This window comes from Streptomyces sp. NRRL F-6492 (genome assembly GCF_001280125.1).
Classification (GTDB): Bacteria; Actinomycetota; Actinomycetes; order Streptomycetales; family Streptomycetaceae; genus Streptomyces.
In genome coordinates this window covers 75,046-100,431 of the sequence record NZ_LGEG01000057.1, presented here as the reverse complement: position 1 = coordinate 100,431, position 25,386 = coordinate 75,046, and the positions used below count along the sequence as shown (strand labels likewise).

Annotated in this window: 28 protein-coding genes; 18 read left to right on the top strand and 10 right to left on the bottom strand. The window is 71.3% G+C overall.

Annotation, left to right across the window (positions count from 1 at the left end; genetic code table 11):
- Window positions 1-36 precede the first annotated feature (36 nt).
- Window positions 37-783 (bottom strand): SigE family RNA polymerase sigma factor, encoded by a 747-nt coding sequence (locus ADL08_RS07555; RefSeq protein WP_053641285.1) that lies wholly within the window; start codon window positions 781-783, stop codon window positions 37-39.
- A 169-nt stretch (window positions 784-952) separates the two neighbouring features.
- Here ADL08_RS07555 and afsQ1 point away from each other — a divergent pair, with 169 nt between their 5' ends.
- From afsQ1 to ADL08_RS07530, 5 genes are all read left to right on the top strand, one after another.
- Window positions 953-1,630 carry a two-component system response regulator AfsQ1 gene (gene afsQ1 / locus ADL08_RS07550; RefSeq protein WP_017239746.1) on the top strand — a complete coding sequence of 226 codons (678 nt, stop codon included), beginning with the start codon at window positions 953-955 and terminating at the stop codon, window positions 1,628-1,630.
- On the top strand, window positions 1,627-3,156 hold the full coding sequence (locus tag ADL08_RS07545) for a sensor histidine kinase (protein ID WP_053641283.1): 1,530 nt from the start codon (window positions 1,627-1,629) through the stop codon (window positions 3,154-3,156). The genes afsQ1 and ADL08_RS07545 overlap by 4 nt, the downstream gene beginning before the upstream one ends.
- Window positions 3,153-3,806 carry a hypothetical protein gene (locus ADL08_RS07540; protein ID WP_053641282.1) on the top strand — a complete coding sequence of 218 codons (654 nt, stop codon included), beginning with the start codon at window positions 3,153-3,155 and terminating at the stop codon, window positions 3,804-3,806. The genes ADL08_RS07545 and ADL08_RS07540 overlap by 4 nt, the downstream gene beginning before the upstream one ends.
- A 49-nt stretch (window positions 3,807-3,855) precedes the next feature.
- Window positions 3,856-4,437: a VanZ family protein gene (locus tag ADL08_RS07535; RefSeq protein ID WP_053641281.1), complete on the top strand. Its 582-nt coding sequence runs from the start codon at window positions 3,856-3,858 to the stop codon at window positions 4,435-4,437.
- A gap of 90 nt (window positions 4,438-4,527) precedes the next feature.
- On the top strand, window positions 4,528-4,731 hold the full coding sequence (locus ADL08_RS07530; RefSeq protein ID WP_053641280.1) for a PspC domain-containing protein: 204 nt from the start codon (window positions 4,528-4,530) through the stop codon (window positions 4,729-4,731).
- An 85-nt stretch (window positions 4,732-4,816) separates the two neighbouring features.
- On the opposite strand, the gene ADL08_RS07525 is transcribed toward ADL08_RS07530, so the two are convergent.
- Both ADL08_RS07525 and ADL08_RS07520 read right to left on the bottom strand, forming a co-directional pair.
- Window positions 4,817-5,194 carry a hypothetical protein gene (locus ADL08_RS07525; RefSeq protein WP_053641279.1) on the bottom strand — a complete coding sequence of 126 codons (378 nt, stop codon included), beginning with the start codon at window positions 5,192-5,194 and terminating at the stop codon, window positions 4,817-4,819.
- 178 nt (window positions 5,195-5,372) lie between these two features.
- The gene (locus tag ADL08_RS07520; RefSeq protein ID WP_053641278.1) at window positions 5,373-6,527 is read right to left on the bottom strand and encodes an adenosine deaminase; all 1,155 of its coding nucleotides are present in this window, start codon (window positions 6,525-6,527) and stop codon (window positions 5,373-5,375) included.
- 186 nt (window positions 6,528-6,713) lie between these two features.
- Between ADL08_RS07520 and ADL08_RS07515 the strand changes: the two genes are divergently transcribed.
- Window positions 6,714-7,487, top strand: coding sequence for a dienelactone hydrolase (locus ADL08_RS07515; RefSeq protein ID WP_053641277.1), 774 nt, complete (start codon window positions 6,714-6,716; stop codon window positions 7,485-7,487).
- On the opposite strand, the gene ADL08_RS07510 is transcribed toward ADL08_RS07515, so the two are convergent.
- Complete coding sequence (locus ADL08_RS07510) at window positions 7,473-8,444, bottom strand: LysR family transcriptional regulator (RefSeq protein WP_078968211.1); 972 nt, start codon at window positions 8,442-8,444, stop codon at window positions 7,473-7,475. The genes ADL08_RS07515 and ADL08_RS07510 overlap by 15 nt on opposite strands.
- Window positions 8,445-8,506: 62 nt before the next feature.
- On the opposite strand from ADL08_RS07510, the gene ADL08_RS07505 reads away from it, so the two are divergent.
- The 4 genes from ADL08_RS07505 (at window position 8,507) to ADL08_RS35205 (ending at window position 12,522) form a co-directional block, all read left to right on the top strand.
- A complete protein-coding gene (locus ADL08_RS07505; RefSeq protein WP_053641275.1) occupies window positions 8,507-9,766 on the top strand; it encodes an MFS transporter in 1,260 nt (419 codons plus the stop codon).
- 100 nt (window positions 9,767-9,866) lie between these two features.
- Complete coding sequence (locus ADL08_RS07500) at window positions 9,867-10,574, top strand: L,D-transpeptidase family protein (RefSeq protein ID WP_053641296.1); 708 nt, start codon at window positions 9,867-9,869, stop codon at window positions 10,572-10,574.
- 82 nt (window positions 10,575-10,656) lie between these two features.
- Window positions 10,657-11,628: a sigma-70 family RNA polymerase sigma factor gene (locus tag ADL08_RS07495; RefSeq protein ID WP_053641274.1), complete on the top strand. Its 972-nt coding sequence runs from the start codon at window positions 10,657-10,659 to the stop codon at window positions 11,626-11,628.
- A 37-nt stretch (window positions 11,629-11,665) separates the two neighbouring features.
- Window positions 11,666-12,522 (top strand): IS5 family transposase gene (locus tag ADL08_RS35205; protein WP_234352036.1). Its coding sequence is split into 2 segments (ribosomal slippage): window positions 11,666-12,005 and window positions 12,005-12,522, totalling 858 coding nucleotides; the frame shifts between segments, so codons are not numbered across the junction.
- Between the two features lie 12 nt (window positions 12,523-12,534).
- On the opposite strand, the gene ADL08_RS07480 is transcribed toward ADL08_RS35205, so the two are convergent.
- The 3 genes from ADL08_RS07480 to ADL08_RS07470 form a co-directional block, all read right to left on the bottom strand.
- Entirely contained in the window at window positions 12,535-12,840 is a 306-nt protein-coding gene (locus ADL08_RS07480; protein ID WP_053641273.1) for a hypothetical protein, read from the bottom strand.
- 298 nt (window positions 12,841-13,138) lie between these two features.
- Window positions 13,139-13,387, bottom strand: a complete 249-nt coding sequence (locus tag ADL08_RS07475; protein WP_420709611.1) for a DUF397 domain-containing protein — start codon at window positions 13,385-13,387, stop codon at window positions 13,139-13,141.
- A complete protein-coding gene (locus ADL08_RS07470) occupies window positions 13,377-14,258 on the bottom strand; it encodes a helix-turn-helix domain-containing protein (RefSeq protein WP_053641272.1) in 882 nt (293 codons plus the stop codon). Before ADL08_RS07470 ends, ADL08_RS07475 begins: the two co-directional genes overlap by 11 nt.
- 205 nt (window positions 14,259-14,463) lie before the next feature.
- Between ADL08_RS07470 and ADL08_RS07465 the strand changes: the two genes are divergently transcribed.
- The 7 genes from ADL08_RS07465 to ADL08_RS37555 all read left to right on the top strand — a co-directional run bounded on the left by ADL08_RS07465 (window position 14,464) and on the right by ADL08_RS37555 (window position 22,201).
- Window positions 14,464-14,895 (top strand): ATP-binding protein, encoded by a 432-nt coding sequence (locus ADL08_RS07465; protein ID WP_159043081.1) that lies wholly within the window; start codon window positions 14,464-14,466, stop codon window positions 14,893-14,895.
- On the top strand, window positions 14,883-15,239 hold the full coding sequence (locus ADL08_RS36480; RefSeq protein WP_053641270.1) for a hypothetical protein: 357 nt from the start codon (window positions 14,883-14,885) through the stop codon (window positions 15,237-15,239). Before ADL08_RS07465 ends, ADL08_RS36480 begins: the two co-directional genes overlap by 13 nt.
- 735 nt (window positions 15,240-15,974) lie before the next feature.
- Window positions 15,975-16,100 (top strand): FxLD family lanthipeptide, encoded by a 126-nt coding sequence (locus tag ADL08_RS35195; RefSeq protein WP_078968209.1) that lies wholly within the window; start codon window positions 15,975-15,977, stop codon window positions 16,098-16,100.
- A 71-nt stretch (window positions 16,101-16,171) separates the two neighbouring features.
- Window positions 16,172-19,180, top strand: coding sequence for a lantibiotic dehydratase (locus ADL08_RS07455; RefSeq protein WP_053641269.1), 3,009 nt, complete (start codon window positions 16,172-16,174; stop codon window positions 19,178-19,180).
- A complete protein-coding gene (locus tag ADL08_RS07450; RefSeq protein WP_053641268.1) occupies window positions 19,173-20,324 on the top strand; it encodes a lanthionine synthetase C family protein in 1,152 nt (383 codons plus the stop codon). The genes ADL08_RS07455 and ADL08_RS07450 overlap by 8 nt, the downstream gene beginning before the upstream one ends.
- Before the next feature lie 10 nt (window positions 20,325-20,334).
- Window positions 20,335-21,531, top strand: coding sequence for a methyltransferase, FxLD system (gene fxlM, locus ADL08_RS07445; RefSeq protein WP_063885252.1), 1,197 nt, complete (start codon window positions 20,335-20,337; stop codon window positions 21,529-21,531).
- Between the two features lie 343 nt (window positions 21,532-21,874).
- On the top strand, window positions 21,875-22,201 hold the full coding sequence (locus ADL08_RS37555) for a hypothetical protein (protein WP_199836966.1): 327 nt from the start codon (window positions 21,875-21,877) through the stop codon (window positions 22,199-22,201).
- Between the two features lie 121 nt (window positions 22,202-22,322).
- Here ADL08_RS37555 and ADL08_RS07435 read toward each other — a convergent pair whose 3' ends face one another.
- Complete coding sequence (locus ADL08_RS07435) at window positions 22,323-22,613, bottom strand: STAS domain-containing protein (protein ID WP_063885251.1); 291 nt, start codon at window positions 22,611-22,613, stop codon at window positions 22,323-22,325.
- A 63-nt stretch (window positions 22,614-22,676) separates the two neighbouring features.
- Between ADL08_RS07435 and ADL08_RS07430 the strand changes: the two genes are divergently transcribed.
- Entirely contained in the window at window positions 22,677-23,336 is a 660-nt protein-coding gene (locus tag ADL08_RS07430) for an HAD family hydrolase (RefSeq protein WP_078968207.1), read from the top strand.
- Here ADL08_RS07430 and ADL08_RS07425 read toward each other — a convergent pair.
- Both ADL08_RS07425 and ADL08_RS07420 read right to left on the bottom strand, forming a co-directional pair.
- Window positions 23,333-23,923, bottom strand: a complete 591-nt coding sequence (locus tag ADL08_RS07425) for a Uma2 family endonuclease (protein WP_053641267.1) — start codon at window positions 23,921-23,923, stop codon at window positions 23,333-23,335. The two genes, ADL08_RS07430 and ADL08_RS07425, sit on opposite strands and share 4 nt — an antisense overlap.
- A 105-nt stretch (window positions 23,924-24,028) precedes the next feature.
- Complete coding sequence (locus tag ADL08_RS07420) at window positions 24,029-25,306, bottom strand: thymidine phosphorylase (RefSeq protein WP_053641266.1); 1,278 nt, start codon at window positions 25,304-25,306, stop codon at window positions 24,029-24,031.
- Between the last annotated feature and the right edge of the window lie 80 nt (window positions 25,307-25,386).

Genomic DNA, 25,386 nt, shown 5'->3' with positions numbered 1-25,386 from the left:
CTTCCCCCCCTGCCTTCCCCCGTTTCCCCCCGACCTTCAGGCCACCAGCTCGCCGAAGGACTCCTCCTCGTCACGGCCGAAGCTCAGCACCTCGTCCTCGCGCAGTCGCCGCAGCGAGCGCCAGATGCTCGACTTCACCGTGCCGACACTGATGTCCAGGATCTCCGCGATCTCCGGATCGGTCCGGCCCTCGTAGTACCGCAGCACCAGCATCGTGCGCTGGAGCTCGGGCAGCCGGGCCAGCGCCTGCCACAGGACCGCGCGCAGCTCCGTGCCCCGCATCGCGTCCGTCTCGCCGACCGTCTCCGGCAGCTCCTCGGTGGGGTACTCGTTGAGCTTGCGGCGGCGCCAGGCGCTGATGTGCAGATTGGTCATGGTGCGGCGGAGGTACCCGCCGACCGCGGCCTTGTCGCTGATCCGGTCCCAGGCGCGGTACGTGGAGAACAGCGCGCTCTGGAGCAGGTCCTCGGCCTCGAAACGGTCACCGGTGAGGTGGTAGGCGGTGGCGTACAGGGAGGCCCGACGCTCCTGGACGTAGGCCGTGAACTCGGCCTCCGAACAACCGGGGCGTTCCCCCGTGGCCTCCCCGTACACCGCTCCCCCGTCAGCGACGGCCACCATGTGCGGCGCCTTGCGCTGACGTCCGACGCCGCGAACGCACCCCCGTCCTCCCCCGAGCAGGGAGGTACCCCCGGTTGCCGCGCCGGACTTCTCCGTGCTCCGCACGACGTCGTGGAGACGCGTGACAACTGCGCTTGAGCTGGTGCTGTGCAGTGCGTTCATCTCGCGCCCCCCGTCGGCTGGAGTGTGTTTCGGTCCGTGTGCCAAGAAGCTTGCCGCCGGGACTTCATGGCGTTGTCCGCCGACTGTCACAGGCGTGTCACAGGGGCCGTCGCGGAAGCGTGGTCCCTGGCGGTCGAACTCGGACGGCCGAATGAGACAGAATGCTGCCGTGCCTTTTCTGTTGCTGATCGAGGACGACGACGCCATCCGTACGGCCCTTGAGCTGTCCCTGTCCCGGCAGGGTCACCGGGTGGCCACCGCCGCCACGGGCGAGGACGGCCTCCAGCTGCTGCGCGAGCAGCGGCCGGACCTGGTCGTGCTCGACGTCATGCTGCCCGGCATCGACGGCTTCGAGGTCTGTCGGCGGATCCGCCGGACCGATCAGCTGCCGATCATCCTGCTGACCGCGCGCAGCGACGACATCGACGTGGTCGTGGGCCTGGAGTCCGGGGCCGACGACTACGTCGTCAAGCCCGTGCAGGGCCGGGTCCTGGACGCCCGCATCCGGGCCGTACTGCGGCGCGGGGAGCGGGAGTCGACGGACTCGGCGACGTACGGCTCGCTCGTGATCGACCGGTCGGCGATGACGGTCACCAAGAACGGCGAGGACCTCCAGCTGACCCCGACCGAGCTGCGGCTGCTCCTGGAGCTGAGCCGGCGGCCCGGACAGGCGCTGTCCCGGCAGCAGTTGCTGCGGCTCGTGTGGGAGCACGACTACCTGGGCGACTCGCGGCTCGTCGACGCCTGCGTGCAGCGGCTGCGCGCCAAGGTGGAGGACGTGCCGTCCTCGCCGACCCTCATCCGCACCGTGCGCGGCGTCGGCTACCGGCTGGACGTCCCTGCGTGAGCAGAGGGATCCTCGCGCGGCTGCGCCTCTCCAGCCTGCGCCTGCGGCTCGTCGTCGTCTTCGCCCTGGTCGCGCTCACCGCGGCCGTCGCCGCCTCCGGCATCGCGTACTGGCTCAACCGCGAGGCGGTGCTCACCCGCACCCAGGACGGGGCGCTCAACGACTTCCGGCAGGAGATGCAGAACCGGGTGGCGACGCTGCCGCTGCGGCCCGGCCAGGACGACCTGCGGCGGACCGCCGAGCAGATGGCGAGCGGCAGCGCGGGCTACCAGGTGCTGCTGCTCGGCGAGCGGGACGAGGGCAAGCCGATCGTGGGCGCCTCGGACCCGGACGACTTCACCCTGGCCGACGTGCCGCGCCCGCTGCGGGACGCCGTGGACACCCGGCGGCCGGTGACGGACGCCAACCCGTATCCGTACCACCTGTTCTGGCAGCGTACGGAGCGCAACGGGACGCCGTACCTGGTGGGCGGGACGCGGATCGACGGCGGCGGCCCGGCCGGCTACATGTTCAAGTCGCTGGCGGCGGAGAGGGCCGACCTGAACTCGCTGGCCTGGTCGCTCGGGATCGCCACCGCGCTCTCGGTGGCCGGTTCGGTGCTGCTCGCGCAGGTCGCGGCGACGACCGTGCTGCGTCCGGTGCACCGGCTCGGGGAGGCCGCCCGGCAGCTTGGCGAGGGCAAGCTGGACATCCGGCTGCGGGTGACCGGCGCGGACGAACTGGCCGACCTGTCCCGTACGTTCAACGGCGCGGCCGAGTCGCTGCAGAAGAAGGTCGCGGACATGAGCGCGCGGGAGGAGTCCAGCCGGCGCTTCGTGGCCGACATGTCGCACGAGCTGCGGACCCCGCTGACCGCCCTGACGGCCGTCACGGAGGTCCTGGAGGACGAGCAGGACTCCCTGGACCCGATGATCGCGCCGGCGGTGGCGCTCGTGGTGAGCGAGACCCGGCGGCTGAACGACCTGGTGGAGAACCTGATGGAGGTGACCCGCTTCGACGCGGGCACCGCCCGGCTGGTCCTCGACGAGGTGGACATCGCCGACCAGATCACCGCGTGCGTGGACGCGCGCGCGTGGCTGGACGCGGTGGACCTCGACGCCGAGCGCGGGATCGTGGTGCCGCTCGATCCGCGCCGGCTCGACGTGATCCTGGCGAACCTGATCGGGAACGCGCTCAAGCACGGCGGTTCGCCGGTGCGGGTGTCGGTGCGCACGGAGGACGGGGAGCTGGTCATCGCGGTCCGCGACCACGGCCCCGGCATCCCCGAGGAGGTGCTGCCGCACGTCTTCGACCGCTTCTACAAGGCCAGCGCGTCCCGGCCGCGGTCCGAGGGCAGCGGTCTCGGACTGTCGATCGCCATGGAGAACGCCCTGATCCACGGCGGTTCGATCACGGCGTCGAACTCGGTGGGCGAGGACGGGGAGGTGGACGGCGCGGTGTTCGTGCTGCGGCTGCCGCTGGACGCCTCCGGGATCACGAGCGAGGTCAGGACCCGCAGCGGCCGGGGCGAGGTGGAGGAAGCGTGAGGCGCCGCACCTACGGGCGTACGGCCGGCGCGGTCGTGCTGGCCGCCCTGGTCGCCGGCTGCGGGATCAGGACGACGTCGGTCCCGGTGGACGCGGGCGCGGCCCCGTCCCGGGTGCCGTGCAGCACGGCCGAGGACGGGACGACGGGGACCACGGGCGTGCCGGTCCGGGTGTTCCTGGTCTGCGGCTCGCAGCTGGAGACGGTGGAGCGCCGGTCGCCGCTGCCGGAGGGGAAGGCGGACGCCGATCCGGTGCGGACGGCCCGGCTGCTGCTCACGCAGTTGCTCGCGGTGCCCTCGGAGAGCGAGCGGCGGGCCGGGTTCACGACCGCGGTGCGCGGTCCGCTGACGGTGGGCGGCGGGCACCGGGACGATCCGGCGGGCACGCTGCGGCTGAGCCGGCAGCCGGAGGACCTGGCGCCGGTCGCGCTGTCGCAGCTGGTCTGCTCCTTCGCGGAGAGCTCGGCGGGCACGAGCGACCGCACGGTCCTGCTCGGCGGCCCGGGCCCGTACGCGCCGAAGCGCTACCGCTGTACGACGGAGCTGCGCGAGCGGCCGGAGTCCGCCCCGCCGACGGCCCCGCCGCCGACCGCGACGGCCTCGGCTTCGGCTTCGGCCTCGGGGTCGGTTCCGGGGTCCCCGACCGGCTGAGTCGTCGCCCGGCGGAACCGATGTCGCTCCCGGGGACGTCTTGGGGGGCGTGCAGCGTCAAGGTTCGGGCGGCAGTGCCGCCGTGGTCGTCCGCGCGACGGGGTTCCTCCTCCTCCTCGCGCATCTGCTGCTCGTCGCCTGGGTCAGCCTGCGGCCACGGGACGTGGCCTGGGTGACCGCGCCGAACACGATCCCCCTGGACGGCCTGCGGGCCGATCTGGCGCTGGGCTCCGCCGAGGCGGCCCGGCTGATCGGCGAGGGCCTGCTGCTGCTCGCCCCGCTCGGGGTGCTGCTCCCGATGGCCGACGGCCGGCTCGACGTCCCCGGCTGGGCCTCCCTGGTCCGGACGGTCGCCGCCGGGGCCCTGGTGTCGCTCGCGGTGGAACTGCTGCAGACCGCGGTGCCGGGGCAGGTCGTGGACGTGGACTCGGTGCTCCTGAACACGGCGGGCGTGGCGCTCGCGCACCTCCTGCTCGTCCCGGCCGGGCGGACCTGGCTGCGCCGCAGGTCGGAGGCGGGCCGTCCGGGGTCCTCCGGAGGGACCGGCCGCGGCCGGGGTTCCGCCCTGCTGCGGAACGAGGGTTCTCAGGGTGCGACCCCGACGATTTCCAGGGTCCCGATCGCCCGGTAGACCGACGCTTCGTCTCCCTTTCCGGCGGCAGTATGGAGTCATCGGGAGCCCGACGGAGCGGCTCCCGGACCGACTCCGAAGGAGCCCACCATGGCCGCACTCATCCGCCCCCGTGACGGACGCGTGATCGGTGGGGTGTGCGCGGCGCTCGCCCGGCGCTTCGGCACCTCCGCGACGACGATGCGCGTGATCTTCCTGGCGTCCTGCCTGCTGCCGGGCCCGCAGTTCCTGCTGTACCTGGCGCTGTGGCTGCTGCTGCCGTCGGAGCGGAAGACGGCGGCCGGGGCCTGGTAGGCGCCGACGCGCCGAAGGGGCGCGCACCCGGGAAGGTTCCGGGTGCGCGCCCCTTCGGCGTGGGCACGGAGTCGTACGGGCCGGGTCAGCCGAGCGGCAGGCCGTTCAGGGGGAGGCCGTTCAGCGGCAGGCCGCCGAGGAGGCCGCCGACCGGGGTGCCGCCGAGGGCGCCGGCGGTGGCGGCGAGCGGGAGGTTCTGGGTGGCCTGGCCGGCGGCGGCCGGGAGGGTCTTCACGCCCTGCTCCAGGCCCTGGCCGAGGGCGCCCTGCCCGGCACCGAGGGACTCGGCGGCACCGTTGGGGAGCTCGGTGAGGCCGTCGCCCAGCGGAACGGTCTGGGTCACCAGGCCGAGCGCGTCGGGGGCGGCGGGCGCGACCGGGGCGGCGGAGGCCGTGCCGGCGGCGGCAGCGGCGAAAGCGGCACCGAGGGCGGCGACACCGAGCTTCTTGGCGGACTGCTTCATCTGAGAATCTTCCTTGGGGGAATCCGGGGGCTTCGGGAAAGCCGTACGGGGAAATCCGGGAATGGGGAACGCAGAGCGGCTCTGCAACCTAACCAGCGGGGATCTCCTCCGCAAACACCGGAAAGCGGCCGGGTGTCGCGCCCGCCCGGCCGCCCCCGCTCCTTCCCGGAGCCGCCGCTCAGTCCTCCGTACCGGAAGATCCGCTGGTCGCGGCGGTCTGCTGGAACAGCCATTCGGACCGGAGCTCGGCGTACCCGGGCTTGATGACCTCGTTGATCATGGCGAGTCGTTCATCGAAAGGAATGAACGCCGACTTCATCGCATTGACGGAAAACCATTGCATGTCGTCGAGCGTGTAATCGAACGCCTCGGTCAGGAGCTCGAATTCCCGGCTCATGCTCGTGCCGCTCATGAGGCGGTTGTCGGTGTTGACCGTGGCGCGGAAGTGCAGGGTGCGGAGCAGCCCGATGGGGTGCTCGGCGATCGAGGCGGCGGCGCCGGTCTGGAGGTTGGAGGAGGGGCACATCTCCAGCGGGATCCGCTTGTCGCGGACGTAGGCGGCGAGGCGGCCGAGGCGCACCGAGCCGTCCTCGGCGACCTCGATGTCGTCGATGATCCGGACGCCGTGGCCGAGTCGGTCGGCGCCGCACCACTGGAGCGCCTGCCAGATGGAGGGCAGCCCGAAGGCCTCGCCGGCGTGGATCGTGAAGTGGTTGTTCTCCCGCTTGAGGTACTCGAAGGCGTCGAGGTGGCGGGTGGGCGGGTAGCCGGCCTCGGCGCCCGCGATGTCGAAGCCGACGACGCCGGAGTCGCGGTGGGCGTTGGCGAGTTCGGCGATCTCCAGGGAGCGGGCGGCGTGCCGCATGGCGGTGAGCAGGGCGCCGACCCGGATGCGGTGGCCGTCGGCCCTGGCCCGCCGCTCGCCCTCGCGGAAGCCCGCGTTGACGGCCTCCACGACCTCCTGGAGGGTGAGGCCGCCCTCCAGGTGCTGCTCGGGGGCGTAGCGGACCTCCGCGTACACGACGCCGTCCTCGGCGAGGTCGACGGCGCACTCGGCGGCGACGCGGAAGAGGGCCTCCCGGGTCTGCATGACGGCGCAGGTGTGCGCGAAGGTCTCCAGGTACCGCTCCAGGGACCCGGAGTCGGCGGCCTCCCGGAACCAGGCGCCGAGCTTGTCCGGTTCGGTCTCGGGGAGGTTCTCGTAGCCCTGCTCGCGGGCGAGTTCGACGATCGTGCCGGGGCGCAGCCCGCCGTCGAGGTGGTCGTGGAGCAGCACCTTCGGGGCGCGGCGGATCTGGTCCGCGGTGGGAACGCTGTGGGTCTGGCTCGTCATTGCCGCACTCTAGCCCCTACGCGCGTAGAGCGCCCCTCGTCACGCCCGGCTCTCCGCGCGTTCGCGGCGGCATCCCCGGGCTCGAACGGGCTTGCCGGGCACGTCCGTTCGAAACGCGGGCGGCGATACGCAACAGTGACCGCCCGTACGGCCGGCGTACACCTCGGCTTCTGAGACTGTTCTGCCATGGCGCACTTCGCACTCGTGGGACCGCCCGACGCACGGAGACCCCGGCTCGGACGGCCCGTTGGAGGTTCCGGCACGTCGACGGCGGGCGGCGTGGTGCTGCTCCTGCCGGACGGCGAGCCGTCGTCGAGGCGCCGGGCCTCCGCGCGGGCCCACGCGGCGATGGTCCCGCTCGGGCGCGCCCTGGTGCGGGCGGGCCGGCCGGAGGGGCTCGTCGCGCACGTGGTGCGCTACCGGGCGCGCGGCTGGAACGGCGCGGACGCGGACCTGGCGGCGGACGCCTCCTGGGCGGTCGCGGAGGCGGTGCGGCGCTACGGCGACGTCCCCGTCTGCCTGGCCGGGCACGGGCTCGGCGGGCGGGCCGCGCTGCGGGCGGCCGGGGCGGACGCGGTAGGCGCGGTCCTGGCGCTCGCGCCCTGGCTGCCGGAGGACGACGTGGCGGCGGAGCCGGAGCCGGTGCGGCAGCTGGCGGGGCGCCGGGTGCTGCTCGTGCACGGCACGAACGACGCCCGTACGGACCCGGAGCTGTCGTTCCGCTTCGCCCAGCGGGCCAAGAAGGCGAACCGGGAGACCTGCCGCTTCGAGGTGCACTCGGACGGCCACGCGCTGCGCCAGTACGCGGACGAGGTCCGGGCCCTGGCCGCCGACTTCGTCCTCGGCTCCCTCTTCGCCCGGCCGGTCGCCCGCCCGCTGACCGACGCCTTCGCCGCGCCCCCGCCGCTCGGCCTGCGGATGCCGCTGGCGGCGGGGTTCGGCGGTTCACTCCGCCGGTGAGGGCTCCTTCGGGAGCAGGTGGCCGCGCCGGCCCAGGAGGAACTTCTTGAAGGCGGCCACCGGGGCCGTGTCCGGGTGGCCGTCGAGCCAGGCGACGCCGATCTCGCGGACCGCGCGCGGGGCGGTGACGGTCAGTTCGACGACGCCGGGCCGGGGCACGGCCGGCGGGGGCAGCAGGGCGACGCCGAGACCGGCGGCGACCAGGCCGCGCAGGGTCTCGGCCTCCTCGCCCTCGAAGGCCACCCGGGGCTTGAACCCGGCCTCCGCGCACAGGTCGTCGGTGATGCGGCGCAGCCCGTACCCCGGCTCCAGGGTCACGAAGGTCTCGTCGGCGGCCTCCGCGAGCCGCACCCGCTTGCGGCCCGCGAGCCGGTGGTCGTCCGGGACGACCAGCCGCAGCCGCTGCTCGTCGAGGCGCCGGGCCACCAGGTCGGGGGCGTCCGGCACCGGCGAGGTCAGGCAGAGGTCGAGGTCGCCGGCCCGCAGCCGCTCGATCATGGCCTCGCCGTAGTTCTGGACGAGGGTGAAGCGGACCCGGGGGTGGTCGACCCGGAAGGCGCGGATGAGCCCGGGGACGGTCTCGGAGCCCATGGTGTGCAGGAACCCGAAGGCGACCCGCCCGGCGGCCGGGTCGGCGTCGGCGCGTACGGTGTCGGCGGCCCGCTCCACCTCGGCGAGGGCCCGCTCGGCGGCGGTGAGGAAGCGGCGGCCGGCCGGGGTGAGGGAGACCGTGCGGCCCCGGCGGGCGAAGAGGGTCACGCCGAGGTCCTGTTCGAGCCGGACCATCGCCCGCGAGAGCGTGGACTGCGGGACGCCCATCTCGGCCGCGGCCCGGGTCACGTGCTCGTGCCGGGCGACGGCCGCGAAGTACGCGAGCCGGGGCGCGAGCAGCAGCCCCATGTCTTCTTCGTTACTACTCGGTGACAGCCGGGGCTGTGACCTGTACTCATGCGCCATGGGAACGATTACAGCAGTTCCGTGCATTGGACGCATGAAACCCGGCGTCCTACGTTCGTGGCATGCCTTCCGCCAGTACCAGGGCGGCCGCCACCCTCGCGTCCGCCGACACCCGTCTCGCCCCCGGCGCCCCCGGCCACCGCCGCATGAGCCTCGCGCTCTTCGCCGCCGGACTCGCCGCCTTCACCCTCCTCTACTCCACGCAGGCCCTCCTCCCGGCGATCTCCGCCGGGTTCGGCGCCACCGCGTCGGCCGCCTCGTGGACGGTCTCCGCCGCGACCGGCGCCCTCGCCCTGTGCGTCCTGCCGCTCAGCGCACTCTCGGAGCGCTTCGGCCGGCGCACGCTGATGACCGTCTCCCTCGCGGTCGCGGTCGCCCTGGCGCTCCTGGTGCCGCTCGCGCCGAACCTGGAGTCCCTGGTCGTGCTGCGCGCCCTCCAGGGCGCGGCGCTCGCCGGCCTCCCGGCCTCCGCGATGGCGTACCTGGCCGAGGAGGTGCGGCCCAAGGCGCTGATCGGCGCGATCGGCCTCTTCGTGGCGGGCAACTCCATCGGCGGCATGAGCGGCCGGATCGTGTCCGGCTGGGTCGCCCAGCTGTGGGGCTGGCGCGCGGGCCTGGCCGCCGTCGGCCTGCTCTCCCTGGCGTGCGCGCTCGCCTTCCGGGCGCTGCTCCCGAAGGCCCGGCACTTCACCCCGGGCACGCTCGACCCGAAGGCGCTGGCGCGTACCGTCCGCACGCACCTCGCCGACCCGCTGCTGATGCGGCTCTACGCGATCGGCGCCCTGTTCATGACGGTCTTCGGCGCGGTGTACACCGTGATCGGCTACCGCCTGGTCGAGGCCCCGTTCTCGCTGCCGCAGGGCGTGATCGGCTCGATCTTCCTGGTGTACCTGGTCGGCACGGTCTCCTCGGCGGCGGCCGGGAGGCTCGTCGGACGGCTCGGCCGGCGCGGGGCGCTCTACCTGGCGGTCTCCACCACGGCCGCGGGCCTGCTGCTCTCGCTCTCGGACGCGCTCCCGGCGGTCCTGGCGGGCCTCGTCCTGATCACGGCCGGCTTCTTCGCGGGCCACGCGGTCGCGTCCTCCTCGGTGAGCCGCACGGCGAAGACGGGCCGGGCGCAGGCCTCGGCGCTGTACCAGTCGGCGTACTACCTGGGCTCCAGCGCGGGCGGCACGCTCGGCGCGGTCGCCTTCCACGCGGGCGGCTGGGCGGGCACGGTCCTGATCGGCCTGGTCGCGGTCCTCGGCGTCGTCTCGATCACCCTGTACGGCACGCACAGCGCGCGCGTGGAGGCGCGGCGGATCCGTCCGGCGACCGCCTGACGGGCCCGCTCCCCCGGACCCGTACTTCCCGCGACGGCCCGCAACCGCCAGACTCCCCCGTACGTCTTCAGGGACAGGACTCCAGGGGGTGCAGAGGATCATGAGGGAAGTCATACGACGGACGGGCCGGAAGGCGGCCGTCACGGCCGGTCTGACGGCATTGGTGGTGCCGCTGACGGTCGCGCTCGGGACGGGGACGGCGGAGGCCGCCTCCTGCAACGCGACGACCGGGCCGTACCAGAAGCAGGTGGAGAAGTTCCTGGGCCGGACGGTCGACGGACGCCAGTCGTCCGCCGACTGCACGGCCATCCAGGCCTTCCAGAAGAAGCACGGGATCACCCCGAGCGCCGGGTACGCCGGGGAGATCACCTGGCGCACCATGAACACGATGCTCCAGCAGAAGGCGGCCGGGAAGAACCCGAACAAGGACCGCAGGTGTCCGACCAACAAGGGCCGGATCGCCTGCGTGGACCTGACCCGGCAGCTGAGCTGGATCCAGGACGGCGCCACGCTCAAGTACGGTCCGGTGCCGGTGCGCACCGGCAAGGACGGGACCGAGACCCGGACCGGCGCGAAGAAGATCTACTGGCGGAGCATCAACCACTGGTCGACGCTCTACAACGTCTCCATGCCGTACTCGCAGTTCTTCGACGGCGGCCAGGCCTTCCACTCGACCACCAAGTCCATGTGGAACCCGCCGGGCTCGGGCGGCTGCGTGAACATGACGTCCGCCGACGCCAAGGCGTACTGGAACCTGCTGCGCAACGGGGACGACGTCTACGTGTACGGGCGCAAGCCGGGAACGTGACCCCGGCTGTCAGTGCGCTGCGGTAGCTTCGCTCTCATCGGCACCGGACGGGTGCCGGTGAGGGTGAGCGGGGTGTGGACCGATGAGCGACACCGTGGTCGCGACGACCGAGGAACTCGACGAGTACCGCCGTGAGCTGACCGGTTACTGCTACCGGATGCTCGGGTCCTCCTTCGAGGCGGAGGACGCGGTGCAGGACACGATGGTGCGGGCCTGGAAGGCGCTCGACTCCTTCGAGGGCCGCTCCTCGCTGCGGTCCTGGCTGTACCGGATCGCGACCAACGTCTGCCTGGACGCGCTGAGCGCGGGCAACCGGCGGGCGCGGCCGATGGACCTGACCTCCCCCACGCCGGTGGAGCGGGCGCAGCTCGTGAAGCAGCCCGAGATCACCTGGCTGGAGCCGGTGCCGGACGGACGGGTGCTGCCCTCGGTGGCGGACCCGGCGGAGGCGGCCGTCGCCCGGGAGACCGTGCGGCTCGCGTTCGTGGCCGCGCTCCAGCACCTGCCGCCCAAGCAGCGGGCGGTCCTCATCCTGCGCGAGGTGCTCGCCTGGCGGGCGAGCGAGGTCGCGGAGCTGCTCGACACCTCGGTGGCCTCGGTGAACAGCGCGCTCCAGCGGGCCCGCGCGACCCTGGCCGAGCAGGCGCCGGCCGCCTCCGACCCGGCGGACCCGCTGGACGAGGAGCAGAAGGCGCTCCTGGAGCGGTACGTCGCGGCCTTCGAGGGCTACGACATGAAGGCGCTGACCGCGCTCCTCCACGAGGACGCGACGATGTCCATGCCGCCGTACGACCTGTGGCTCCGGGGGCACGAGGACATCGTGGGCTGGATGCTGGGCGTCGGCGAGGTCTGCGCGGGCTCGAAGCTGGTGCCGACCGTGGCGAACGGCTCGCCGGCGTTCGCCCAGTACCACCCGGACCCGGCGGGCGGCTTCGGCCCGTGGGCGCTGATCGTCCTGGAGGTGCGGGAGGGCAAGGTGGCGGGGATGGACTTCTTCCTGGACACCGAGCGCTGGTTCCCGCTCTTCGACCTGCCGGCGAGGCTGGAGGCCTAGGCAGTGTCCCGTGGATCAGATGATCGTTTGATCCGATGTGGAGTCCAGGGGTGGGTTGAGCGATGAGGGCTGGGAGCGGATTCGGCGACTGCTGCCGCCGGATCCGCCGCGCGGTGGTCGATGGCGGGACCATCGGGTGATCATCGACGCGGTGGCATGGAAGTACCGGGGCAACAACGCATGGCGGGACCTGCCTGAGCGGTTCGGTCCCTGGCAGACGGTTTTCAACCGCTTCCGGCGTTGGGCGAGGGACGGCACCTGGCAGCGGATCCTGACCGAACTCCAGGCCCAGGCCGACGCAGCCGGAGACATCGACTGGCTGGTCAGTGTGGACTCCACCACCGTGCGCGCTCATCAGCACGCTGCCGGCGCCCGTAAAAGGGGGCTCCATCAGGAGAACCGGATGATCACGCTCTCGGGCGGTCCCGCGGCGGGCTGACCACCAAAGTCCACCTGGCAGCCGACGGCCGGTGCCGTCCGTTGTCACTGCTGGTCGCGGCTGGGCACCGCCACGACTCTCTCTACTTCGAGGCCGTCATGGCCGGCATCCGCGTGCCCAGGATCGGGAACGGCAGACCCAGGACGAGACCGGCCAGCGTGAGCGCGGATCGCGCGTACTCCTCCCGCGCGATCCGCTCCTATTTGCGCCGTCGCGGCATCACGACGGTGATCCCGGAACCTGCCGACCAGATCGCCAACCGCAAGCGGCGCGGATCACGCGGCGGCCGCCCGCCCAGCTTCGACCGCCAGGCGTACAAGCACCGCAACACTGTCGAGCGATGCATCAACCGGCTCAAGCAGTGGCGCGGTATCGCCATGCGCACCGACAAGCTCGCCGTGCACTACCTCGCGGCACTTCAGGTCGCAGCAATCTTCCTCTGGGTCCGAACCTGACGCTGAGGCCGGTCATCTCTGCCAGGAGAGCGCCTCAACCGATGCGATGTCACCCGCCGCCAGCAGTCCGAAGAGCCGGAGAACCTCCTCGCGGGCGACATCGCGCATCTCCCCCGGAGCCATCGAGTCCTCGTCCGGGTTCTCCCAGACCAGCAGACCGTCACCGAAGGCGCTGAGGGACCACCCGCTTTCATGGGTGAGTGAGACATCGGGGTGCTCGTCATCGGCCTGTGCCAGACCGTCGAGCACTCGCTTCATCGTCTCCGAGTCAGGCTCGTCGACCGTCCCGCCCATGACGTCGTACATGAAGTAGCTCATTGATCAATTACCTCATGTGGTGATCCACGGGACACTGCCTAGCCCCGACGCCGTTCAGTTTGGGGTGGTCGCTGTTCGTCAAGACTGGTGAACGAGGCAGCGGAGCTGCTGTAGAAGAGGTTTGTCCTCCAAAACATCCTCACCATCCGCACCTGCGGCTGGTCGCGCTGGTGGCCTGCGGGACCCGGTCGGTGATCAGGGCCGTCTTCGGCCCTGATCACCGACCGGTGAGCCGGAGTACACCCGCCGCCCTGCGGCGGATCCGCGGGCAGGAACGCTACTGCCGGGCAACCGGAACCTAGAGCTGCGCGCCCTTGGCCATGGCGACGAGGCCGGCGAACTGCTGAACGCCCAGGAAGAGCTTGCCGCCCTCAGGGTTCTTCGAGTCGCGTACGGCCACGGCGCCGCCAACGCTCGCGTACTCCACGCAGTCACCCGAGCCGCCGCCGCCGGAGTACGACGACTTGGTCCACTGGACGCCCGACAGGTCGTACGCCATCGCGGCGGGGGTGTTCAGGTTGTCGGTACGGGCACCCTCAGTGTTCACGGGCCAGCTCTTTCCTGATCGTCTCGATCAATTCCAATGAGTCCTCTGGCGTGCGCGCGATGGACCGCAGCGACTCGATGAAGTCGCGGACCTCACGCAGTTCCTTGGGACTCTTCTTGAAAGTCATCCCCGTCACGGCGTCGAATGCCGCGATGGGGTTCTCACTCTTCTCACCGAACTCGAACAGGTGGAAGAAGTAAGTCAGTGTGGCCGGGGCGCCGAAGTCGACGACTCGGAAGCTGACGTGCCGATGGGCAGCGTCGTCGAGGAGGCTGTCGAGCTGGCGGATCATGACCTCGGCGCCGCCGACCTTCTGACGGAGTGCTGCCTCGCCGATGACCGCTTCGACGGCCGGCGGGTTCTCCTTCGCCAGGATCTGGCGCCGCTTGTCACGGAAATCGACGTTCCGCTCGATCTGAAGGGCGCTCATCGCTCCACCGGAGAGGGCGCTTTGCAGGGTTCGCCCGTAGTCCGGGGTTTGCAGGAGACCCGGGACGACGTTCCCTGCGCACGTGGTGATCTTCGCGGCGCTGCCCTCGTAAGCGACGAACTCGATCAGGGAGTCCGGGCGCTCGCCCTCGTACTCGTTCCACCAGGCGCGGCCGATGGACTGGCCCTCCTTCAGCATGGTGGTCAGCCGGACGCGGTCCTCGGTGTCCATCTGGAGGCACTTGACGATCGCCGGCCATTCCTTGTCGGTAGGCCAGGACTCGCCTCGCTCGATGCGGCTGTAGCGGTCGTACCGGGCGAGGCCCATCGCTTTGGCGACGTCGGCCTGCTTGATCGGGCCGCCGTCCGCGTTGGTTCGCACGTCCTTGAGCGCAGAACCGAACCTTTGGCGCGCGACCAAGGCGGCGGTGTTGATTGCCATGGTGTCCCTCCCTTCTGCGCCGGTTGGCGTCCTGCGCAGGGTAGCGCGAAGGGATCAACTGACGGCACTTCCGAGGGTATTTCAGCACATGGACTTGCGTACGCACCTGCGTACGCACCACTCTTTACGTCACGCACCGGTGCGGTTTCGTTGCCGGATGTGATCGTCTTGCGTGGCCGTCACCGGCCGCGCGCTGGAGGCTTCCATGCAACTGGAACAGCACGTCACAGCAGCAGCATCACGCTTACCTAGCGACACCACTCACGAGCGGAGGTTTCGCCGGGCCCCCGAGTCCATCTCGGAAGTCCGTCGCTTCGTCAAGGAGGTCTACGCGGGCCTCGCCCAGGACCCCATGGTGTGCGTACTCCTGGTCAGCGAGGCCGCCACCAATGCCGTACGGCACGCCCAGGGTGCCGATTTCAAGGTGCGCATCACCACACCGGACATGCGCGTCGAAGTGTGGGACGCCTCCCACGTCGTGCCCATCCCCATGGGCACACCTCGCCCCGGCGCCGAGAGCGGGCGGGGCCTGGACCTCATCGGCCGGCTTTCGTCCGGGATGCAGTGGTCTCTCGACGCCACCGGCAAGACCCTGACCTTCACCCCCGCCCCCGAGGACGTCTCATGGGCGATGTAGGGGAGTTCGAGGACTTCAGCTTGCGCGTGCTGTCCCCCGAGGAGGCGGCCGACGACCCCGACCGCCCGGTGGCCTTATCGGTCCTGGCCCGGGACAGCGGCAACCCCGAGCATCCCGCGACCGAGTTCTCCTACCGCACGACTTCGGGAGCTCTGGCCCGCCTTCTCGCCCAGGGGCGAGCGGCTCAAGCCTCCCTCGCCGTCCAGCGTCGGCGCCAGGCCGACGAGGCGGATGAGGAGGCGGTAGCTCAGCAGGCACTCACGCAGCCGGCGCCTCCGGACGAGGTCCTGCTGCGGCGCGTGGTCGGCGGCCTGCGCCGCCTTCCCGACGCCTGCCCCGGCTAGCCCACGACTCGATCCCCCTCCTCATCGAGTCGCGCCCCTCGCTGCCGACAGGAGACAGCGAGGACGGTCCGGCCGGCACCGCTCCCGGCCGGCCGGACCCACCCCCCCTTCTCTTCCCTGGAGTCAGTCACGATGACGGCCCTACTCGCCGTGGTGCAGCTCATCAGCGTGCTCCTCATCACCGCCCAAGGCGATGAGCCGCTGTATGGGGTCCGCCGCATACGGCTGCCGGCCGAGGAGGGGCCAGCCCCCCGGTGACGCTCTGCGTCACGCCTTGATCGTGCGCGGCACCGGGAATGACCCGTGACCAATTCCCCCGGAGTCGCGCACTCCTACTTCCGCCTCGATCCCTGACGGTCAGCGGGGCGGACGGGGCACCTGCTCACACAGGTCTCGTGAGCAGGCGCCCCACCCACCGTACCCAGGAGCGAAATAGGTACACCAGAAAGGGGGTACCCCGGCGTCGCATTGGGATCATTCCAGAACGACTCAATCCAACAATCCGGAAGCATCTAATTGACACTTCCGGAATTCGGCGTGCCCAAATTCCTTTCACCATGAAACGCATATGCCATTTTCCTGAATTGGGGATTACCGGCTTCCTATCGAGGGGGTTGCAGCTCTACTTTTCTCGGCGAGAGAAGTCCTCTCTCCGCTCGCACTCCGCGAGCTGTCCTACTCGGAGGTACAGCCTTGTCTCCTCAGATCACCACTCCCGCCACTGCCGCTGTCGCGATGCCCGGCATCGAAGACGACTGGGACCTCGACATCAGCATCACCAGCTCGCCCACCCCCGTCCCCGTCGACTGCGGCAGCGGCGACGGGTGCGGCAGCACCTGCGCCTCCGCCTGCGCGAGCTGACACCTGAGCTGAGCTGAGGTCTGTGCGGGGCGGCGCGCCCGTCCCGCACGGGCCCGGCGGAAGGGGAACCCATGACGACGCGAACCAAACTCCTGCGCAGCGGTGACGTGCTCCTCGTCCGGGCCGCTGTACTGCCCCTGGCCTCCCAGAGCGTCCGCTGGCCCCAGAGGGATCAGCCGGACGACTACAAGCGCTGGCTGAAGGCAGTCTGGGCCATCCCCGACTTCTCCGACGCCACCCGGTCGGCAAGCCCCCGACTGGCGCACGCCGTCGACCGCGTCCTGCGCGGCGACGACACCCCGCCGAAGGAGCTCCGGAAAGTCGTGGCTTCCACGGCCCGGTACTTTCTGCGGGCCGCAGGCCGGCCGACTCCGTTCGGCCTCTTCGCCGGCGTGGCCACTGCCGAGTGCGGCCCGTGTGCCGGGGCGATCGGCGCGGCACACAAACCCGTTGCACGGCCGGACACTCTGTGGCTGGACCACGTGCGCAAGAGCCTCGCGGTCCGCCCAGACGTACTGCCCCATCTCTCGTTCCACGCGGACCCCCTCGCCGTCAGACACGGTGACGTCCTGGACAGGCAGCTCTCCGGGGGGCGCCTGGCCACTGTGCGGATCAGCAGGCCGCTCGCCACCGTGCTCCGACTCGCCGCCACCCCGGTCCTCGGTCGCGACATCGTGAAACACCTCTCCACGCTCGGAGCCACACCCAGTCAGGCCGCCCAGCTCCTCGGCCAGGCGTTGGAAGCGGGTGCGCTCACGAGCTCGCTGGCGGCCCCGATGACCGAGACCGATCCTCTCGGCCACATCCTCCGACTGCTGGTGCCCCACCTGGTCAACCTGCACCCCGAGACGGGCGCCATGCTCGGGGAGCTGGACGACGTACACCGCCTGCTCGCCGACCACAACTCGGGCACCAGCCCCGTGCCGGCCCGAGAGCTGCGGCGTACCGCTGCCGCCACCATGACGGCCATCTGCGACGAGGGCAGGACGCGACTCAGTATCGATCTGCGGCTCGACGCCTCGGTCCGCGTCCCTTCCGTCGTCATTCGGGAGGCCGAGCGTGCCGGGGAGGCGTTGCTCCGGCTCACCAGGAACCTGCGGGAGCAGCCCCCGTGGTCCGCGTATCACGAGATGTTCTGGGAACGGTACGGCGCGGGCAGTCTCGTCCCCGTACGTGAGGCCGCCGACCTGGCTGCCGGAGCCGGCCTGCCGGCGGGCTTCCCCATGTCCCTCTACTCCGAGCCGCCCGTGCGTGTGCTCCCGCGTGATGAGCTGCTGATGCGCTTGGCGTGGAAGGCCGCCCTCCAAGGGGACGACGAGATCCGGCTCACGGACTCCGACATTGACGATCTGTGCACCGTGGACATCGATGACGTCCCCATCGTCCCGCACATGGAGATGGCCGTTCGGATTCACGCCGCGACGCCCCAGGCCGTCGACCAAGGAAATTTCACGCTTTCCGTGCGTCCGTCGTGGAGTACTGGAACCCTTTCCGGCCGCTTCGCCGCGACGCTCGACGAGAAAGCCATCGGGGCGGCCTACGGCAAGCTGCCGACGCTGGTCGACGGCGCCCTTTCTGCGCAGCTTTCTTTTGCCGCGCCGCATCCGCACGCGGAAAACATCGCGCGCATTCCCCAGTTCCTCCCGTACGTCATTCCCGTGGGTGAGCACCGGGCGCCGGGCGACGATGTGATTCCGCTCGAAGATCTCGCGGTGTATTCCACGGGGCGGCGGATGCTCCTCGTGAGCCTTTCCAGGCGCTGTGTGGTCGAGCCCGTGGTTCTGCACCCCTTGGCCCTGGAGAAGCAGGCCCCTCCGATCGCCCGGTTCGTAGCCCTGCTCTCCCGTAGCTTCGCCGCTGCATGGACCCGTTTCGACTGGGGACCGCTGGCACCGGGCCTCTCGTACCTGCCGAGGGTCCGGTACGGCCGAGCCGTCCTCTCGCCGGCACGCTGGCGGCTGACTGTCGGAGACCTTCCCACCGGCGAATTCACCGACGTCTGGCACGAGGCGCTGTCCGCGTGGGCCAGGCAGTGGAACTGCCCCCGCCGCCTGGAGCTGTTCTCCGACGACCGGTACCTACGTCTGGATCTCGCCGAGCCGGTGCACGCACGGCTGCTGCACGCCCACCTTCAGCGTCACGACAGGGCTGAGATGACGGAGGCCGCCGACGACGGTGAGATGAGCTGGATCGGCCACGCTCACGAGCTCACCCTGTCCATGACCTCTGCCAGGCCCCCTCTGCCCCACCCGGACCTCTCGGCAGCTCCCGTGGTTCACAACCGGATGCTGGCGCCGCCGGGCGCCGACGGACGCTGGGCACAGGCCAAGATCTTCACCCACCCCACGGTGATGGACCAGATCTTGACTCGCCGACTGCCCGCACTGCTCGATGCGTTGGGCGACCCACAGTGCTGGTACATCCGCTACCGGACGTCGCAGGAGGACGAGCACATTCGTCTCCGGATCGCCGCCACCCCTGAGACCTACGCTGCGGTGACCCAGGCCCTGGCCGCCTGGACCGAGCAGCTCCAGGACGCCGCGCTGGCCTCCCGGCTCGTCATCGACGGCTACCGGCCCGAATTCGGGCGCTACGGAACCGGGCTGGCCCTCGAACGTGCCGAGGCGGTGTTCGTCGCGGACAGCGACGTCGTCCGCGCCCTGCTCACCGATGCGCCCAAGGCCGATCGCCTCGTTCTGTGCGCTCTCGGCATGGTCGACACGGCGCGTGGACTGCTGGGGGGCGAGGACGGCGTCCGCTGGCTGGCTGCCGCCGGCGCCCCCACCACCGGCCAGCAGGACGTCACTCGGGCCGTGCTGGACGAGGTCCGCGTGGGCCCTCTCGGACGCCGCACCGGATGGACCGACCGAAGCACCACCGCGCGGGAACGCCGGCACACAGCGCTGGGCGCCTACCGTGCGCAGGTCGGCGACCGTCCGCTCGGCCCCTTGCTGGAGTCCCTGCTCCACATGCACCACAACCGGTTGCTGGGCCCGGACCGTGAGTCGGAGGCGGCGTGCCGTCACGCGGCCCGCCAGGCGTGCCGGTCGCTCATCGCGCGGGAGGCGTTCGATGGGTGACCTCACACACGACCTCGGGCGCGGCCTGCCTGGCTCCGTGATCCACGAAGGGCTCCTCGCACAGCGCACCGGCCGGTGGGAGTCCGCGCACCGCGCCGCTCGCGCGATGGCCGGCGAGCCGGCAGCCGCCCACCCGGATAGTGCGGGGCTGTTCTACGGGGCGCCCGCCGTCGCCTTCGCTCTCCACACCGTGGGGCACCCGGCCTACCGCTCTGCTCTCGCGAGCCTGGAGCAGCCTCTGGTCGAGATGGTTTCCGCGCGGCTGGCGGCGGCGCACGAGCGCCTGGACAGCCGTCGGCCGGCCCGGATGCGGGAGTACGACCTGATCTCCGGCCTGAGCGGGCTGGGCGCGTATCTCCTGCACCGGGGGTCAAGCCCTGAGCTGCTGTGTGGTGTCCTGCGGTACCTGGTGCGCCTCCTTCGAGAACCGGTCAGCGTGCGTGGCCACGAGGTGCCGGGGTGGTGGACTTCCGACGGGCCCTCCGGACGGCCTGGTAACGCCTTCCCGTCCGGGCACGCGAACTGGGGAGTGGCGCACGGTGTTGCCGGCCCCATCACGCTCCTGGCGCTGGCAGCCCGCGCGGGGCTGTCCGTGCCGGGCCAGCAGGAAGCACTGACGGACGCGTGCCGGCTCCTGGAACGCTGGGCGCTGCCCGCCCCGGAGGGAGGCGCCGCATGGCCCGAGACCCTGGGCCTGGACGCATGGCTGGACGGGCCGGTGCCCCAGTACCGCGCGGGCCGGCCTTCGTGGTGCTACGGGACGCCTGGCATCGCCCGTGCCCTCCAACTGGCTTCTGTGGCCTGTGACATGAAGGACAGCCGTGTTCGGGCAGAGGATCTTTTGGCCGCATGTCTGGGCGACCCCAGGCAGCTCGACCGCGTCACCGACCTGACGGTCTGCCACGGCTGGGCCGGACTGTGCCTCGCGGCGGAACAGGCCGCTGCCGATGCCTCCGTCACCAGCCCGCTGCGCCGTATGCTGCCGAGCCTCCGCGACGAGTTCACCGCCCGCCTGGAGCGCGGCGAGCTCCCCGAGGGCGCCGGCCTGCTCACGGGAGCTGACGGCGTGCTCCTGACGGTTCACACCCTCAACACGTCCCATCCCGTTGCATCAGGGTGGGCGACCTGCCTCCTCCTCATCTGAAAGGGACCCTGTGACCGACACACCCACGCTCGACGAGCGGCGCAACCAGCTCGTGAACGAGATCACTGCCACCCGCGAACTCCCGGAGGCCGTCGAGCGGGCCATGCGCACCGTCCCGCGCGACCAGTTCCTCCCGGGTCTCGATCCGTCTCGGGCCTACACCGACGAGGCGGTGAGTATCAAGGACAACCCGGACGGGCCGCTGCCGCTTTCCCTGGCGTCCGTGCCGTCCATCGTGGCGATGATGCTGGCCCAGCTCGGCGCCAAGCCTGGGGAGCGGCTGATGGAGTGCGGCGCGGGCACCGGCTACAACGCGGCGCTCATGGCGGAGGTCGTGGGGCCGGACGGCTCGGTGACGACCGTGGACATCGACAGCGACGCGGCCCTGCACGCCCGGTCCATGCTCGACAAGGCGGGGTACGAGCGCGTCACGGTGATCGAGCGCACCGGCCTGTTGGGGGCGCCCGAGAACGCTCCCTATGACCGGATGATCGCCACCGTCGGGCTCTGGGACATTCCCGAAGCGTGGTGGGAGCAGCTCGCTGATGGAGGGCGGCTCGTGCTGCCGTTCCGGTGGCGGGGCCAGACCCGGTCCGTCGCGCTGAATCGTCGGGGCAACACCCTCGTGTCCGACGGGATGGAGCTGTGCGGCTTCGTGCCCATCATCGGCCAGGATGGCGAGCGGACGGTCAAGCTCTCCGACGGGACGATCCGTCTTCACTTCGACCAGGACCAGGCGGTCGTCGGCGATGCCCTCGGGGAGGTGTTCTCCACTCCCCTGAACGAGGTGTGGTCGCAGGCGCGTGTGGGCGGCCAGGAGCCGTTCGACGGAGTCTGGCTCCGGGCGACCGTCTCGGATGACTCGGTGTGCCGGCTGGAGGTCACGCCCGAGGCGCTGGAGGCGGGCGTGCGGCGTCCGGCGATTCCGATCCGGACCCCCGCTCTGGTGGAGGGCGGCTCGCTCGCGTACATGATCCTTCTGCGGGAGGACGTGGACGCCGAGCGGCCGTGGCGTCTGGGTGCGGCTGGCTACGGCCCTGAGGGGGCGGCGCTGGCGCGGCGGCTGGTGGGTCACATCGACGCCTGGGGCGCGGATCGGACGGCTGTGCCGACGATGACGATCCACCGGAGGGTCGGCCCTCTGGTGGGGGGTGCTGACGGCCACGTGATCGCGAAGGACGAGAGCGTCGTCGTGCTGGCCTTCTAGCCCCGACGCCGTTCAGTTTGGGGTGGTCGCTGTTCGTCAAGACTGGTGAACGAGGCAACGGAGCTGCTGTAGAAGAGGTTTGTCCTCCAAAATATCCTCACCATCCGCACCTGCGGCTGGTCGCGCTGGTGGCCTGCGGGACCCGGTCGGTGATCGGGGCCGTCATCGGCCCCGATCACCGACCGGTGAGCCGGAGTACGCCCGCCGCTCGGCGGCGGATCTGCCGGCGGGAACGCTACTGCCGGGCAACCGGAACTTCGCCGCCGCCGGACTGCTGAACCACTGGACCGCCACCGGCACCGACCTGCTGGTGCACTGCACGTCCGGCCGGAGACCGCAACCGGTGGCCCGCCAGGCGCTGCGGACCGCGATGACGGACGCCACCGACAGTGTTCCGGGCACCGACCCGGACCGGGCCGGCTTCACCTCCGCCCCCACCGCCGCCCGCGACCAGCCGGTCCTGGTCGCCGGTATCACCGACACCATGACCGACCTGGTCGGAGCCATCGGCCGCCACGTGCCGGCCCACCTCCTGCCCGCCCGGCGGATCCGCACCAAAGACCGCATCGTCAAACGAGCGATCTCCACATACAACGCACGCGGACCCGCCATCGACCGGACCACCTACAAGGCCACCATCAACACCAACATGCTCACGAGCAGCCCTTGACATCCCGACCCCCGCCCAAACCGAACGACGTTAGCCCTAGGGGGTGTCTTGCCGATCAGGCCGGGCTCGCGGCGCCCGGCACCGGACACCGCTCCCTGATCCGGCCTGATCGGCAAGACACCTAGAGCTCCAGCACCTCGTCGAGGCCGGTCAGCCGGAGCAGGGCCCACAGATCGGGGCCCGCTCCCCGGAAGCGGATGCGGTGGCCGTGCCGGGTCGCCGTGAGCTTCAGCCGGGCGAGGGCGTCGACGGCGGCGAGCCCTGCGGGCACGAGGGCGCCGGCCTCGCAGACGACCTCGGTCGGCGGGGCGGCGGAGAGCTCCGCGCAGAGGCGGTCGACCTCCTCCCGCCCGGGCCGGGCGGTCAGGGTCACGACGAGGGGCCGGCTGGTGCCCGGCCGACTGGTGTCCACGTCCGATGAGACCGGAGCGGGGGCGGGAACTCATCGGAGGACCCGCTGACTAGGCTCCCGATCATGACTCTCGAACCTGTCGAACTGGTGATCTTCGACTGCGACGGCGTGCTGGTGGACAGCGAGCGGATCTACTGCCGGGTGGACCGGGAGGTGTTCGCGAGTCTCGGGGCGGAGTTCACCGAGGCGGAGATCGTGGAGCAGTTCGTGGGCTCCTCCCACGAGGTCCTGACCGCGATCCTGGAGGAGCGCGTCGGGCGCCCCCTCGGGCCCGGCTGGCACGAGCCCTTCCGGCAGCGGTACGAGGACGCCCTGGACGCCGAGCTGACCGCCGTCGAGGGCGTCACCGACGTCCTGGACGCGCTGTCCGTCCCGTACTGTCTCGCCTCCAACGGCAGCCACCCCACGATCCGGCGGAACCTCGGCCGCACCGGTCTCCTGGAGCGCTTCGAGGACCGGATCTTCAGCGCGCAGGACGTCGCCCGGGGCAAGCCCGCCCCGGACCTCTTCCTGCACGCCGCCGCCACGATGGGCGTCCCGCCCGGTCGCTGCGCCGTCGTCGAGGACAGCCCGTACGGCGTCGAGGCGGCCCGCGCCGCCGGAATGCGCGCCTTCGGCTACTGCGGCGGCCTGACCCGCGCGGACCGCCTCGCGGGCCCGGACACGGTGGTCTTCGAGGACATGCGGACGCTGCCGGGGCTGCTGGCGGGGACGGGGCTCTAGCCGAGCGGAAAGGTTCCGGTGTCGAGGGTGAGGTCGAAGGGGGCGGGGAGGTGGAGTTCCCGGCCGAACTCGACCGCGTCGAGGACCCGGTACAGGCCCTTCTTCGGCTCGCCGTACAGGGTCGCGGTGGGGCGGCCGGAGTGCCAGCGGTCGACGAGCAGGTAGAGGGGGACGGCGGCGGTGGCATAGGCCTGCAGCTTCACGATCCGGTCGTGGTTCGCGTTGTTCCGCGAGGTGATCTCGACGACGAGTTCGGCGTCGGAAGCCTGGATCGCGAGAGGGGCTTCGTGCACGGCCCCCTTGGGAGCCACGAGCAGGTCGGGAATGAACATCCCCGCACGCGTGGGCAGAGTGACGGCCTGCGTCTGGTAGACCCCCCAGTCACGGGGGATCACCCCGTAGAGAGCCCTCTGGACTTCGTCGGCGATGTCGTTGTGCAGGGGTGACGGCGGCGGTGACACGGTGATGATCCCCTCGATGATCTCCACCTTGCAGCCCTCGGGCGCGTCCGTCCCTTCCCAGATCCGGACGAGGTCGTCCCAGTCGCGGCCATTGGCCGACGCGGGGTCGACGGTGAGTGCGCTCATGGCGGTCTCCAATCAGTGCGTCACCGATCCCAGCATGCCGAACGGGACCGGTGGGGGTCCACCGGTCCCGTTCACCTGAAGGTGTCAGGCGCATATGCCCAGGTGTCAGGCGATGCGGTCCAGGACGATCGGGGACGCCGTGAAGTCCGTGCCCGCCGGGGCGATGTCCCAGGCGCCCTCCAGGGAGCCCAGGGCGTAGTCGAACTTCTCCGGGGTGTCCGTGTGGAGGGTCAGCAGGGGCTGGCCCGCCGTGACCGTGTCGCCGGGCTTGGCGTGGAGCTCGACGCCCGCGCCCGCCTGCACCGGGTCCTCCTTGCGGGCGCGGCCCGCGCCCAGGCGCCAGGCGGCGATGCCGACGCCGTACGCGTCGAGGCGGGTCAGGACGCCGGAGGACGGGGCCGTCACGACGTGCTGCTCGCGGGCGACCGGGAGGGCCGCGTCCGGGTCGCCGCCCTGGGCCGCGATCATCCGGCGCCAGACGTCCATCGCGGAGCCGTCGGCGAGGGCCTTCGCCGGGTCGGCGTCCTTGATCCCGGCCGCGTCGAGCATCTCGCGGGCCAGCGCGATCGTCAGCTCGACGACGTCCGCCGGGCCGCCGCCCGCGAGGACCTCGACGGACTCGCGGACCTCCAGGGCGTTGCCGGCGGTCAGGCCGAGCGGGGTCGACATGTCGGTGAGCAGCGCGACCGTCCGCACGCCGCTGTCGGTGCCGAGCTGGACCATGGTGGAGGCCAGCTCGCGGGCGTCCTCGATGGTCTTCATGAAGGCGCCGGTGCCGACCTTGACGTCCAGGACGAGCGAGCCCGTGCCCTCGGCGATCTTCTTGGACATGATCGAGGAGGCGATCAGCGGGATCGCCTCGACGGTGCCGGTGACGTCGCGGAGCGCGTACAGCTTCTTGTCCGCCGGGGCCAGGCCGTCGCCCGCCGCGCAGATGACCGCGCCGGTGGTGTCGAGGACGTGCAGCATCTCCTCGTTGGAGAGCAGCGCGCGCCAGCCGGGGATGGACTCCAGCTTGTCGAGGGTGCCGCCGGTGTGGCCGAGGCCCCGGCCGGAGAGCTGCGGCACGGCCGCGCCGCAGGCGGCGACGAGCGGGGCGAGCGGGAGGGTGATCTTGTCGCCGACGCCGCCGGTGGAGTGCTTGTCGGCGGTGGGGCGGGAGAGCGAGGAGAAGTCCATGCGCTCGCCGGAGGCGATCATGGCCGCGGTCCAGCGGGCGATCTCGTCGCGGTTCATGCCGTTCAGCAGGATCGCCATGGCGAGGGCGGACATCTGCTCGTCGGCGACCGTGCCGCGGGTGTACGCGTCGATGACCCAGTCGATCTGCTCGGGGCTCAGCTCGCCCTTGTCCCGCTTGGTGCGGATGACGGAGATGACGTCCATGAGGTGGTGCCTCTTTCTACGCGCATAGAGGGGGAAAGGAGGAGCGGCCCTTCCATCGTGCCGGAAGGGCCGCTCCGAGG